Origin of the sequence: Clostridium yunnanense, from assembly GCF_016595795.1 — a bacterium.
Classification (GTDB): Bacteria; Bacillota; Clostridia; order Clostridiales; family Clostridiaceae; genus Clostridium_AR; species Clostridium_AR yunnanense.
The window spans coordinates 159,683-173,400 of record NZ_JAENHN010000006.1; the positions used below are offsets into that span (position 1 = coordinate 159,683).

Sequence of the window (13,718 nt, forward strand, 5' to 3'; positions counted from 1 at the left end):
TTATTGAAATATATAAAAATAAAGCTCGTAGATTTATGAAAATCATTATTTTTATTGTAAGGTTTGAAGTAGCATGTCTACTTTTCGGGATATATATTACTTTTATTTAAACCAATTTATCTAAGAGGTTTTTTAGTATAATAAGCTAACCCTACTGTAGCTGGTCCTACATGCAATCCTATTACTGGTCCTATATCGCATAACTGTACTTCTGATTTCACTATTTCTTCTATGGTTTTAGCTAATTCTCTTCCTTCTATCTCTGAATTAATATGGTGCACAACTACTTCACCCAAATTATTTCCATCAATGTCTTTTCTAAAAGCTTCAACAATAGTATCTATAGCTCTCTTTTTTGTCCTTACTTTTGCGAATATTGAAGTTTTGCCTTGATCAACAGTAAGAATAGGACGTATCTTCAGAAAAGCTCCTATTAATGCAGAGGCCCCGCCTATTCTACCACCTTTTTTTAGATAATCTAGTGTATTAGGAACAAATAAAAATCTGCTTCTGAGTTTCATATTTTCTACTGCAGCTACTACATCCTCTATTGATTTTCCTTCATGAGAAGCTTTTGCTGCTGCAAGAACTGCATATCCCATCTGCATGCAATTGGATTCAGAATCAAGTATCTCTATTTTACCATCAGGATATTTGTCCAATACCATTTCTTTCACAAGATTAGCACTTGAATATGTACCACTCATCTCAGATGATAAAAATATACCTACTATTGAGTTTTTCTTCAAAACTTCTTTTTCAAAGATTTTATAAAGGTCTTCCAACCCTGGTTGAGAAGATGTTGGTATCTCATTAGATACTAATATTTCTTCATAAAAAGCTGATCTATCCATTGTAATTTCGTTATAACTTTGACCTTGAAATATTACATTTAATGGACATACAGAAATATCATATTTTTTAATTAAGTCCTCTGGTATATATGAGGTACTGTCTGTTATTATTTTTATACTCAAGATGATTACCTCCAGTAAGATTCTTTGTCTAAAATTATACTCTTTTATATAACTTAATACAAATAATTCCTACCACTATATAACTTATAAATGCTTGTAAAAGATAACTTTTACAAGCATTTATAAAATGTTACATTAACCTCAGTATAGCATATTTAGCCGCATCTCTTATATTACCTTTTAAATCATATTGCATGTTTTCAAACAACTGCTCATTTTCAATAGCTTCTGATGTTATAAAACTTATTGCTATTTCAGTAATTATATCAAACCTATTCAGTTTCATTAGTCCCTCTAATGCAGCGTATTCGTTATACTTAATTACATCCTTGATTACATTCACAGCTTCAACTACATCCTGTTCTGTCTTTGATCTTAATAATCCTTTTTTCTCAACAGCTTTGAATGTACATAATGTTAGAATACAAAGATTTTCATCCAATAACTCTTCAACATCAGTTAAGGTTCTAGCTACATACTTTATACCTTTATCAATCTGCTTGTTATAAAGATTTAAATCTTCTTTGCCTAACCCAAAAGCAATCAATGATAAACAAGTATTTTCTATTCTATCATATAAGGTGCTTTCTTCCGAGTTATCAAACGATCCTTCTGCAAACTGGTTTCTGGCTATAAGTTTTAATAGTTGATCTCTTGTAATTTCTTTACTTTCTTCAACTTTAGGTTTACTTTTATTCAATTTTTCAGATGTATTATAAAGGAAACGTGGTGAGTCTATGAAATATCCACTTGTAAAATCCTTAAGCGCTTCTTCAGAAACTATAAGAGGAACTGTCTTCCTAATCGTTGCCCCTAACACTGGTTCCTGGAAGCTTTCTACCATAAGAAGTTCTGTCTCTTCACTTAATATTCCACTCTCTTTAGATATTTCTATTATCTTGTTTCTCATTGATTCCGCACTTTCTCCACGCTCGCCCCTCATTCTTTCACTTATAGATTCTATACGCATTCTACTCCAAGCTTTTCTGATAAGATCTACGTTTTCTTCTAAGTCAAAAGAGTCCATATTTATAGTAACACTGTAATCTTCTTCTCCAACTTTACCTATTATCCTTATATCACCTTCAATTGCTCCTTTAACCAGTGCAAATATGGAGAATTGTTCTCTATCATATAGATACTCAATACTTCTTGGGTAAGTCCTTAAAACCTCTAAATTTCCCCAATCAATTTTTAATACATCTATCTGAGGACTGTTGATTCTACTAAATTGTCTTACTACCAAATCTTCAATTTTTTCATCATAATAAATAAATTCTGGCTTTCCATACCCTATCTCAGCGATTCTGTTTATAAAGTAACTATTTACTGAGGTATCCATACCAAATGGGAATATTCTATTATCACCAATATTTTCTTTCACATAATTTAAGATGATATCTTCTTCTTCATCCTCTACATTATCATCTGTAAATAACAGAATAGTAGAATCCCCTTGCTTATTTTTCTCATTTAAAGCTATCTTTAAAGCTTCAATTAGGTTTTCTTCCTCACTGCTTGGTGAAAGCGAATTAATAAATTCACTAGCTTTTCTTAAGTTTTCTTGATTATATGGTACTTTTCCTTGTTCTGAAAAAGTTAAAATTTCCTCATCAAAAGCTATAATATTAAAGGTATCGTTGTCATCTAGATTTCTTAAACAAAGCTGAAGGGCATTCTTTCCTTGTTCTAGCTTTTCTCCCATCATCGAGTTTGATTTGTCTAAAATGAACATATAATTATTTCCACTATCATCTATTTCTTCATCAAGCTTTGGAAAAATACTTAAGTAAAGTATTGACTCTTCTTTTTCTTCATCTACGGTATAATACATACCACTTGCTTCTATAGGACATTTTTCTGTTAGATCAAGTACAAAATCTCTATCTAAGAGTTCTCCATCCTCAAGAGTTATCTTACATAAAGTTTCATCTTCTCTCTCTATATTTATTTTATGTGAAGCTGATTCTATAAGCATCTCTCCCATGGATTTAACTATGATACTAAAATAGAACTTATTAGGTATTACTCCATTGGTCATTATCTTAGGAAGTACTAAGCTATACCCGTCATCCTCATAAGGCATATGATCCATATAAGATACTTTTATTTTCACTAGCTCACTAGGTAATATATCTTTTATAGTTAGTTTATATAAATTATTCTCATAACTTTCTAATTTGAGAGGGTTAATACCATCCAGAAGTGCATCATTATAAATCTTCTCTACATCAGCTTTTCCTTCAACTACAGACTCTAAAATTCTGTCTCCTACTCTAACTTCTAAGCCAGTAAGCACCCCAGTTTCTGTCATCGGAAAAGCGTATTCTCCATCTATTGTTTTTCCAGTATTGTTTTTAAATGATTGAGATAATGTGAATTCTACAAATTCACCGCATATATGACCATTAATACTCAATCTTTCTACTGTTACATCACTTAAGCTCATCATCTCGTTGCCTCCTACATCCTTCTATATTGCCTATCTTTATGATAGTTATATTTAATTTCATTAATAACTAAGCTATATTAAATTTCATTAGTGGATTAATCATAACTTAAAAGTTATCTATAGTTTTGCTCACCATATTTTTCTAGTCTTTTTTAAATTTTATTTCTAATTTTCATAATTGTAAAGAGTTTTTTTAATATTCTCAAAATAATAGTTTAGACAAAATCACTTAAATAGATTCTTTAAATCAGACTTTATTATAATTTTTTACTGTATCACCATAAAAGGCGTCTGAAAGCATTTAAACATATAGTTTTAATTGGCATAAATTTTTTTACTTTCATTTACAGCAAAAAGAGCATAGTATATTAAATCTACGCTCCTCTAAAAATATTTTTTAAACAGTAAATATTTAGCTAGACGCTGAGGATGCACTTGCTGCTGCTGCACAAGCTGCTGCAGCAGCTGCCTGTTGTTGTGCTATCAATATAGCATGTATGGTATTCCCTACTGATATCTGTAAAATACCATTCTTTATATTATCTACATAATAGCTAGATACTATAGTTGCTGCAATCATAGTTCTATTTGATGTATCTAAACTCCAAAATCCATATCCATCTACCGAATGTATATAATCATAAACCTCTTTTATTTCAGAAACTAATTTATCAACATCAGTAGACAATAATGCAAGAAGCCCTAAAGTTGCTAACGCATCATATCTAAGCTTACACTTTTCACCTTTTAATTTTTCATATAAAGCTACAGTTCTTCTGCAGTTTTCTTGTACATCCTCTTCACTTAAAGCTAGTATATGAGATAAGGTCTGCAATGAATTCCCCTTATAAAAACCATCTTTACTCAATACATCGTAATATTTTTCTATTTTACTTAAAGTCTCTTCAATATCAAAATCTGTAGTTGCGAGTATTGCTGCATAAACATAGTCATCAGCAGATGTTATCCAAAAGTGATTTTTCTTCATTCCATCATAATATCTGGTCATTCTTTCAATACTTTTGTTCCACTGAGCTTTCTCAGAACCAGCAGCTATTGTATAAGCTGCCATAGGTAGATATGTGCTACTTTTAAAACCGCTACTTTTCATAAGCTCATATACAGCTTGAACATCACTGAACGAATCTGCATAGTTTTCCTCACCAGATAATAAGTTTACAAAAATCAATTCATTTGTCCCTCTAAAATATGATATCCAACTAGTATGTGTCCTTATATAATCTCTTATCCTTAGTAAATTTTCCATTTCAGTCTTTCTATTATCTATAGCAAGTGACATTGCTATGAAGTGCTTAACTAAATTAGCTTCCCATCTAAATCCATGTTTTAATTTATGAAAATTATCGATCATTAGGTTAGTTCTATCAGCAATTAACGAATTCATAACACCCTCCATATTAAACGGTAATAAATAACTCTTTACACAATATAATAATACATATTACTTTATTTGTAAATGGTCTTTTTGTTAAGTTTTCTTATATTTTTTAATATCTCTAATTATTAACCAGAATTCACGTGACTCAAATTTCACCATTAAGATTAAATAATAGATATTTTCAGTTTTTTCTGTACTCTATCTATATACATCAAAAAGCCTTTTTATTCCACATAGTAACACTACAACAATAGTCATAAATAACTCCTAAAACCATTGAAATTTCTAAGTTTACCAACTTAAAATTTTTATACTTCCTCACAAAAAAGACAAGCTCTTTCCCATTATATTTTATTAAGGCTTTGCCTTAACTAGTTATTCCTTTACAGTAAAAAAACACTGAATTTATCAATATAATATTGATGAATCCAGTGTCTACTTCTTAACATTAAACTTTAATACTCTCTATCCACTCATCTTTTAATAAACCGTATAAGTACATAGAATATCTTTTGTAATCTCTTAATATAAACTCTCTATATTCTCCCTCTCTCTTAAACCCAACAGATTCATATAATTTTATAGCACTAGTATTGTACGCCAATACATTTAATTGAATCCTATGAAGATTAAGCTCAGCAAATCCAAAATCTATTAAAAGTCTTATAGCTTCTTTTCCAAGACCTTTATTTCTATATTTTAAATTTCCTATGCCTATAAAGAGTGTCGCTACCCTATTACTCCATATTATATCATCAAATCCTATAACACCAATTATCTCATTTGAAGACACATCCCTTATTGCAAATATCATTCGCTCTTGTGTTCCTTTAAATTCTTCAAAGACTTCTTGGACTTCTTTTTCTCCTTTTGGAATAGAAGGAATCATATCATAATATCTCAAAAAATCCGAATCATCATACCATGAATTAATGTACGTAAAATCTTCATCTTTAACTGAACCAAGCTTTACATTTTCACCTTTAAGTAGCACTTTCATACGATAGCACCTCTATATATTAACAATATATTTCCTTTCAAGTCTTATTGGTTGATAAGCTAGCTTTGCCTTTCTAAGTCCTGGAATACCTCTATCTTCTTCTCTATTTATATATTTTATATCACCTAAATACTCACTCACAAAAGACCTGTTTATAAAAGCATAAATTCCTTGATAATCTATATTTCCTTTTTCTATGTGTATTATTGCCATATTATCATTTACTATCTCACCTATAGTAAATCCAACAATCTCATCATCAACATATACAGCTATACCTATAGCGTTTAGGGACTCAAGATTTTCTAGTACTTCTTTAACACCTTGTTCTTCTATTACTAACTGCTCGTCTAATTGATCTTTTTCTATATTCCATTTTGTTTCGAAGGCTATGCAGTCTTCTATTACCTTCTCATCTCTTATATCTCTTATCTCATATTTATAACTTTTTACAAATTGATTATATTTATTTTTTTTGCTATGAAGCTTTTTCCCAGATAAGGTAGCTAACTTTTCCGTCTCATATATATAGTCGAAATTATCCTCATCTTCTTCTATTACGAGCTCTTCCCCATATAATTCCTTTAACTTTATTAAAAAGTTTTCCTCAATATCTCTAAAAAGAGTCCTAATATTAGAATCATCTTTTTTTATATTTATTAATTCATTTATTATAGACCTCAGATTATCATTTGTATAACCAATAGGCTCCATAAAATATGTTCCTGTATGCTTCTCAGTCTTTTTTATGATCAATGCTCCCTGGCAAAAACCGAATTCAACTTTAAATAGATTTTTCCATAAATATAAGGTTAAATATGAATATTCATATGTTGAAAACTTATAATCTTTTAAATATTTCTGAAATATATCCTTATCACTAAGCTCTAATGTTTTGAACTGTATCATTGGTATCCTCCTCTGATGTCTACATAACACCATGATTGTCTTAAAAATACTAATTATTATATATTATGAATTATATCTTAAATTTCATCTAATTTACCATAGGATATACTCCATTGTCTTCTGATTTCATCCATTTTGCTAAAGCAATAATGTTATTGAACTGATTAGCAGAATCTTCTGCACTATTATAAGCCCGAAAACCTGCTTCATATATTTCTACACTCACTTCCTTTAATGGTATTGCAAAATCCTTTGCAATAAACTCTGGTCCTAATATAGACCATTTTAAACTTTTCATAAATACACCGCCTAAACAATTACTAATTATAATCTACTATAATTATACAACCTACTTTGATATTTTAACAAATATAATTTGGCAGTTTATCCTTATAAATAGTCTATAGCTTCAATTTCCTTTAAAGTTTATTGTTTTTACTGCTCCATCAAAAGCCAAGGATGTATTTTTAAAAACATTATCAGCATTCTCAATATATTCTCCTGGATTCATCATAGCTGGACTATAGTGAGTTATTATCAGTTCATAAGCTTCAGCTTCCTTGGCAATAGTTGCGCTTTCTCTAAAGGTCATATGTTTGTTTTTAATGGCTTTTTCTATATCTTCATCAGCTCCATACGTACCTTCGCATACTAACAAATCACTCCCCTCAACAAATCCTCTTATGCTTTCTATTGGTCTTGTATCTGTTATATAGCTTATCTTTAGACCTTTCCTATCTTCAGCTAAAACCATAGAAGGAGTGTATGTCTTTCCTTCAAAATCTTGAGGCTCATTCTTTTGTAATTTGCTCCATAACACTTTAGGGACTTGATTATCAATAGCTTTATCTACATCAAACTTAGGAGATCTTCTAATATAAAAACTATAACCAATACATGGACTGGAATGTTCCAGTTCTAACGTCCTTATCTCTAGTTGAGCTTTACGTTCTTGGTTTCCTTCTGTTAATAGATTTATATCGTTTTGAAATAAAACAGCTTTATTTTTTTCAAAGTCTACTAATATAGAGTCTTTAGGGTTCTCAATTATAAAAACTTCAAAAGCTAAGTAAGGAATAACTACCTTTAGTCCATTCATAACTTCGTATAGGCCTGCAGGTCCTATTATATACATAGGTTCTTCTCTACCACTATTACTTATAGTTGCTAAAAGTCCTGGCAATCCAAGTATATGATCCCCATGAAAATGAGTTATGCAAATTATATCTATTGATTTAAATCCCCATCCTAGCCTTCTCATAGCTACTTGAGTTCCTTCACCACAATCAATAAGTATCTTCCTACCATTATACTTAAGCAACATTGAAGCCAGAAACCGTTCAGGCATTGGCATAGTTCCTCCACATCCTAAAAATGCCACATCTAACATTTTAATTACCTCTCTTTTTTATTTTTTCAGTTTAACTCTAGATGAACCACTTCATAATTGAATTTATATTTTCAAATTCTCCTCTCAGAACCCAGAGGAGTTTTGAAAATAGATTTCGGATTGAAATGGTTCATCTTTAATATAATCACATATCTTTATAAATAGCATTTTAATTGAATAATATATACCGAATTTTTAATTATAGTTTCTAAAATACACCGGTTTAATTCCAGTCATATATTTACAAGTATTGTGTTAAGTTGTACTATTAAAGTAAGAATTTTAAGAATTATATAAAAACAAATTAAAGTATATGCATATGATTATAATTATACAATTATTTTTATATATTCATGCAAACCAAAATAGTTTCTATCAAGTTTTTAATAAATATATAAATCATTTAATTTTGGAGGTAATATAATGTTTTTAAACGAATTATCAAAAAAAGAATCAATACTATTTATTAACCTAGTTAAAAATCTAGCAAATGTAGACAAAGTATTTTCAGAAAAAGAAGAACAGCTACTATCTGATTATTTAGAAGAACTTTCTTTAAATAGCTCAGAGGTGGATTCATTATCCTTTGATGACTCTATAAAGGCTTTAGCTTCTTCTACTTCAAGAATACAAAATATAATATATTTCGAATTAGTTGGCCTTGCTCTTGTAGACGGTTTGTACTCTGTAGAAGAAACCACATTTTTATCTAAGGTTGCAGATGCATTTAACATTAATGAAGCGAAACAAACTTCTTTCCTTAACTTTTTTAAGGATATAAAAGATTTATATGAAATAACAGTTGTAGATTATGAAAGTAAAATTTCAGAACTAAAGGTTAGAATCTCAGAATTGTTGGTTTAATAAAAAAATCGATGAGACGAACCTCTTTAGTGAGCTTTTTAACGTATCTGCCTTTCCGAGTACACATGAGGAAAACTTGGCAGGCGAATAAGTTTTAATTATCATTTACCTTATATTGTATTTCAAGCTCGTTACAGATTTAATTGGATTTTAAATCCCTAAAGAATAAAATATTACAAAAAAGGAATACAAAAGATAATGAATCTCATTTACACCTTCCTCTAACTATGATATAATTTTTCTTGGCTGTCTGGTATAAAATTTGAAACCGCGAAAATATATATTATTGGAGGATTCAAATGGCAAGATCAATGGGACCAAGATTTAAGGTTGCGAGACGACTTGGTGTAAATGTATTTAATCACCCTAAAGCTTTAAATAGGGGAATAAAGAAGCAAAAGTTATCCGAATACGGAGAACAACTTTTAGAAAAGCAAAAATTAAAGGCATATTATGGTGTACTAGAAAAACAGTTCAGAAGATATGTGTTTGAGGCAATGAGTTCGAAGGAAAAATCTGAAGTAGTTCTAATCCAAAGATTAGAAATGAGATTGGATAATATAGTCTACAGAATGGGCTTCGGTTCAACCTTAAGACAATCAAGACAAATGGTAACTCATGGGCACATAAGAGTTAATGGTCAAAAAGTAGACATCCCTTCTTATAAACTAAAAGTAGGTGATGTGCTTTCACTTAAAGAAGCTTCAAAGAAGACTGATATGTTTGTTGAAAACTTTAATTCTATATTCCCTTCTGTAAACTATATACAAAAGGATATTGAATCATTAAGTGGTACTATAAAAAACATGCCAAACATAGAAGACATCCCTGTAGACGTAAAATTCCCAAAAATAATAGAATTTTACTCAAAGAATTAATTATATGTATTTCTTGGTATGATTTTCTATAAAATCATATTTTTATAAATTAAGCTAACGAATAAATTAAGCTATACTTAAATCACAATTTAAGTATAGCTTTTATTTTTTATTAGTTTAATGTCAATTATTTTTTCTTTTAATATATAAATATATCGGAATTCCTATAAGAGTTATGCAAACTCCATATAGAGCATTATACTTATCAGTTATCATTGTACTTATTATAATATATAATCCCCCAACTATTCCTATTAGCGGAACAACTGGATACAATGGAACTGAATATTCCCTTTTTATATCTTTATGCTTCGTTCTTAATATAAATATACCTGCTACTGTCATTACAAAGAATATCCACATTACGAAAACAGCTAAGTTTGTAAGTGTATCGAAAGATCCTGAAATTACATATAATATAGCCAAAAACACTTCAAATATAAATGCATTCATTGGTGTATTAAATCTTTCGTCAACTTTACCGAAGAATTGTGAAAAAGGCATTAATTTTTCTTGAGCCATAGCATATGGAATTCTAACTCCAGTCATCAAATAACCATTAAGAGCTCCAAAAATAGATATCATTATACCACCTGCAATTAAAGCAGCCCCATTACTTCCAAACAGTATTACAGCTGCATCAGAGGCTGGTTTGTTGGATGTAATTATATATCCTAAAGGCATGACCTTTAATAACGCTAAATTTACCAAAATGTATACAGCGATAATTATAGTAAGACCTATAATTATTGATCTAGGTAGGTCTTTTTTAGGCTTCTTTAACTCACCAGCCATATTGCCCACACTTATCCATCCGTCGTACGCCCATAAAGTCCCTAAGATAGCTGCACCAAAGCCAGCTAATCCTGAAGTTGCACCTTTTACTGTATTTGAATTAATAAAATTATGTTCTCCACCATTTATCAAACCAAATCCTATTATAACTACAATAGGAATAAGTTTAGCAATTGTAGCAACAAATTGAACCTTGCTACCTAGTTTTGTCGATAATACATTAATAGTCATAATAAATAATATAATAAAGATTCCAAGTATCTTTTGACCTGTTTTAGATAAATCTATAAAATATGTAGCTTGTGTAGCAAAAACAATAGATAATGCTGCTACCACTCCTGGTACATATATGACGGTCTGAACCCATCCAAATAAAAAAGCCCACTGTTCTCCATATAGCTCTTTCAAATAAGCAAAAACGCCTCCAGTTTTAGGGATTGCTGCTGCTATTTCTGCTACAGTTAAAGCAGATGCCATCGTTATGATACCACCAGCCACCCATGCACATATACCTAATAAGGAGCTTCCTGCATTACCAAAAACAGTTGTGGCTTTAAAGAAAATACCTGAACCGATAACTATTCCTATAACCATTGTTATTGCTTCAGATAACCCTATTTCTTTTTTCAAACTACTTTCGTCAAACTCCGCATTGTTACTAATATCCTTTGAATTCTTCATAAGCTTCATCCTTTCAGTACATCTTTTTCTTTAACCTACAAATAATTTTATCATTTGTTTAATATATAAGTTCTATTTAATCTTCTTCATCCATTGATATTCTAAATCATGTTTACTTCAATACTTCTACAAATAAAATTTATTAGAACTTATATACTTTCAAAATACATAGATATATTCATTATTGTAAAGCTATATTTTACTAATATAATTTATTATCTTTGCATTATTAGATTTAAAAAAGTAATACTATTTAATTATATTTCCACATTTACATTATATAATTCTATAATCAAAAGCACTCTTAGTCAACTTTGGATGAAATTTATATAATTTATTTTACAGTAAAAAAGCAATATCTAATGGATTCTCTCACCTTAGATACCGCTTTTTATTTCTAACTTATTTTTTCAACTTTATGTTCAACTCTTCTTTGTGATTTCCTTCGAGTATATAACCTCATTGCAGTTAATATTGCACCTATTGCGCATATAAGGCTAGCAGCTAAGTATGAGTATCTCATTCCGTATACAAATACATCCTCTCTACCTGGAACAAAGTTAGCAACTTGATATCCAATCTTATAACTCATTCTGTTGTATAACAGCGCAGTTGATAAAGAAATACCAAAGTTCATGCCTAAATTTCTAACTAATGCATTAACACTTCCTGCTATACCCAATTTATTCTTAGGAACAGTTGACATTATTAGAGAGTTATTAGGTGATTGGAACATTCCGTTTCCTATTGATAGTACTGCCATAAATATAATCAAAATTATCATTGGAGAATTTTGATTTAAGGTTGACATTAACATTAATCCAAAGCTTGAAGCTATAAGACCGATAAAAGTTAATACTTCTGATCCAATCTTATCTGACATATGACCACTTATGGGCGCTATGAAAGCTAATATCAAAGGCGAAACCATCATAAATAATCCTGTAACAGAAGACGATAGCTTCATAACATCCTGCAGATAAAATGGCTGAATTATATTAGAGCAACTAATGGCTACAAAAGATATAAATCCACAAAAAACGCTGAGAGAAAATAGCTTATTTTTAAATATTGAAAGTTCCAGCATAGGTTCCTTAACTCTTTTTTCAACATATATAAAAGTGGCAAATGATATTATAGCTATTAGCAAGCTGCCTAAAATAATAGGATTTCCATACCCCAATTGTTGTCCTTTTATAATGGATACAAACATCATAACAATAGCTATAGTAAATAAAACAGCTCCTTTTAAATCAAGCTTTTCATTTGATATATTACTCTTAGACTTAGGAAGAATCTTATATGACATTGCAAAAGTTATTAATCCTATAGGAACATTTATCAAAAATATATATTTCCAACTTACCAGATAAACTATAAAGCCCCCTAAAGGAGGTCCAACCATGGTACCTAACGCTACTGCTGTACCTGACATCCCTAAAGCTTTTCCTCTTTCATGTGGTGGAAAAACACTTGTTATTATTCCTTGACTTGTTGACATTGTAGCAGAAGCTCCAATTGCTTGTATAATTCTAGCTGCTACTAACAACCATAATGAATTTGATAAACCACACATTAATGATCCTAAAGTAAACATAATTATTCCAAAACTAAATACCTTCGTCTTACCTTTTATATCACCTAATCTTCCAAATATAAGAATTATAGATGAAATAGTTATTAAATAGCTCGTTACTACCCACTCTATTGAAGCCATATTAACATTAAGCTTTTTTGACATTACAGGTAGTGCTACATTTACTATGCTGCTATCTAAACAGGACATAAAAGTCATCAATACAACGTTAAATAATATAAGCCATCTGTTTTTATAAATTTTATCATTTACATTCTCCATTATTTTTGTCCCCCTTCTCTGTGCTCATCTTATAGTTTTTTGCATTCTTTAATGCATTATTCAAAAAAAGAATTACTTTATCCACATCTTCATCAGATGATCCTAAGGAAATTATATCAATCCAATTCTGAATTTCTTGTTTTATTTCAGGAATGATCTTTCTTGACTTCTCAGTCAAGAATAACCTATATGCTCTTGAATCTTCTTGATCAACTTCTTTCCTTATGTAATCAAGTTCTATAAGTCTCTTTATAGTTCTAGCAGACATTGCTTTATCAACATTAAGCTTTTTACTTATACAATTTTGACTGATTCCCTCATGATTATGAAGAATCAAAATATAAGGATACATTCCACTAGTAAGATTAAATTTTTCTAGTGAGACATCTAGTTGAGCCTGTGTAAATCTGTATAATTTATTTACAAGTTTAATTAAACTAGTCTTACTTTCATCCATCCGCTTCACCTTCTTCTAAATTTCTTTATATTTTCTTATATCTGTATAGATGTTTTTG

12 protein-coding genes are annotated in these 13,718 nt (G+C 29.9%); 2 read left to right on the top strand and 10 right to left on the bottom strand.

Annotated elements, in window-relative coordinates; all coding sequences use genetic code 11:
• Positions 1-116: 116 nt before the first annotated feature.
• The 7 genes from JHL18_RS01785 to JHL18_RS01815 form a co-directional block, all read right to left on the bottom strand.
• Positions 117-977: a DegV family protein gene (locus tag JHL18_RS01785; RefSeq protein ID WP_200265921.1), complete on the bottom strand. Its 861-nt coding sequence runs from the start codon at positions 975-977 to the stop codon at positions 117-119.
• A gap of 130 nt (positions 978-1,107) precedes the next feature.
• Positions 1,108-3,429, bottom strand: a complete 2,322-nt coding sequence (locus tag JHL18_RS01790; protein WP_200265922.1) for a VIT and vWA domain-containing protein — start codon at positions 3,427-3,429, stop codon at positions 1,108-1,110.
• Positions 3,430-3,841: 412 nt separating this feature from the next.
• On the bottom strand, positions 3,842-4,834 hold the full coding sequence (locus tag JHL18_RS01795; RefSeq protein ID WP_243277756.1) for a DUF4003 family protein: 993 nt from the start codon (positions 4,832-4,834) through the stop codon (positions 3,842-3,844).
• A gap of 442 nt (positions 4,835-5,276) precedes the next feature.
• A complete protein-coding gene (locus JHL18_RS01800; RefSeq protein WP_200265923.1) occupies positions 5,277-5,828 on the bottom strand; it encodes a GNAT family N-acetyltransferase in 552 nt (183 codons plus the stop codon).
• Between the two features lie 12 nt (positions 5,829-5,840).
• The gene (locus JHL18_RS01805; protein ID WP_207752944.1) at positions 5,841-6,737 is read right to left on the bottom strand and encodes a DUF2156 domain-containing protein; all 897 of its coding nucleotides are present in this window, start codon (positions 6,735-6,737) and stop codon (positions 5,841-5,843) included.
• An 88-nt stretch (positions 6,738-6,825) separates the two neighbouring features.
• Positions 6,826-7,035, bottom strand: a complete 210-nt coding sequence (locus JHL18_RS01810; protein WP_200265924.1) for a hypothetical protein — start codon at positions 7,033-7,035, stop codon at positions 6,826-6,828.
• A 111-nt stretch (positions 7,036-7,146) separates the two neighbouring features.
• Positions 7,147-8,127 carry a ribonuclease Z gene (locus JHL18_RS01815; RefSeq protein ID WP_200265925.1) on the bottom strand — a complete coding sequence of 327 codons (981 nt, stop codon included), beginning with the start codon at positions 8,125-8,127 and terminating at the stop codon, positions 7,147-7,149.
• Positions 8,128-8,550: 423 nt separating this feature from the next.
• Between JHL18_RS01815 and JHL18_RS01820 the strand changes: the two genes are divergently transcribed.
• Complete coding sequence (locus tag JHL18_RS01820) at positions 8,551-8,991, top strand: hypothetical protein (protein WP_200265926.1); 441 nt, start codon at positions 8,551-8,553, stop codon at positions 8,989-8,991.
• Positions 8,992-9,290: 299 nt separating this feature from the next.
• Positions 9,291-9,869 carry a 30S ribosomal protein S4 gene (gene rpsD / locus JHL18_RS01825; RefSeq protein ID WP_200265927.1) on the top strand — a complete coding sequence of 193 codons (579 nt, stop codon included), beginning with the start codon at positions 9,291-9,293 and terminating at the stop codon, positions 9,867-9,869.
• 123 nt (positions 9,870-9,992) lie between these two features.
• On the opposite strand, the gene JHL18_RS01830 is transcribed toward rpsD, so the two are convergent.
• The 3 genes from JHL18_RS01830 to JHL18_RS01840 form a co-directional block, all read right to left on the bottom strand.
• Entirely contained in the window at positions 9,993-11,345 is a 1,353-nt protein-coding gene (locus JHL18_RS01830) for an APC family permease (RefSeq protein ID WP_200265928.1), read from the bottom strand.
• Between the two features lie 397 nt (positions 11,346-11,742).
• Positions 11,743-13,203 (bottom strand): MFS transporter, encoded by a 1,461-nt coding sequence (locus tag JHL18_RS01835; RefSeq protein WP_200265929.1) that lies wholly within the window; start codon positions 13,201-13,203, stop codon positions 11,743-11,745.
• Positions 13,187-13,660, bottom strand: coding sequence for a MarR family winged helix-turn-helix transcriptional regulator (locus tag JHL18_RS01840; protein ID WP_200265930.1), 474 nt, complete (start codon positions 13,658-13,660; stop codon positions 13,187-13,189). Before JHL18_RS01840 ends, JHL18_RS01835 begins: the two co-directional genes overlap by 17 nt.
• Positions 13,661-13,718: the final 58 nt, after the last annotated feature.

Excerpts from the sequence above, each read along its gene's own strand:
- JHL18_RS01795 (WP_243277756.1), bottom strand. The coding sequence starts at position 4,834 with ATGAATTCGTTAATTGCTGATAGAACTAACCTAATGATCGATAATTTT.
- JHL18_RS01830 (WP_200265928.1), bottom strand. The coding sequence starts at position 11,345 with ATGAAGAATTCAAAGGATATTAGTAACAATGCGGAGTTTGACGAAAGT.
- JHL18_RS01800 (WP_200265923.1), bottom strand. The coding sequence starts at position 5,828 with ATGAAAGTGCTACTTAAAGGTGAAAATGTAAAGCTTGGTTCAGTTAAA.
- JHL18_RS01805 (WP_207752944.1), bottom strand. The coding sequence starts at position 6,737 with ATGATACAGTTCAAAACATTAGAGCTTAGTGATAAGGATATATTTCAG.
- JHL18_RS01790 (WP_200265922.1), bottom strand. The coding sequence starts at position 3,429 with ATGATGAGCTTAAGTGATGTAACAGTAGAAAGATTGAGTATTAATGGT.
- JHL18_RS01840 (WP_200265930.1), bottom strand. The coding sequence starts at position 13,660 with ATGGATGAAAGTAAGACTAGTTTAATTAAACTTGTAAATAAATTATAC.
- rpsD (WP_200265927.1), top strand. The coding sequence starts at position 9,291 with ATGGCAAGATCAATGGGACCAAGATTTAAGGTTGCGAGACGACTTGGT.
- JHL18_RS01820 (WP_200265926.1), top strand. The coding sequence starts at position 8,551 with ATGTTTTTAAACGAATTATCAAAAAAAGAATCAATACTATTTATTAAC.
- JHL18_RS01815 (WP_200265925.1), bottom strand. The coding sequence starts at position 8,127 with ATGTTAGATGTGGCATTTTTAGGATGTGGAGGAACTATGCCAATGCCT.
- JHL18_RS01810 (WP_200265924.1), bottom strand. The coding sequence starts at position 7,035 with ATGAAAAGTTTAAAATGGTCTATATTAGGACCAGAGTTTATTGCAAAG.
- JHL18_RS01835 (WP_200265929.1), bottom strand. The coding sequence starts at position 13,203 with ATGGAGAATGTAAATGATAAAATTTATAAAAACAGATGGCTTATATTA.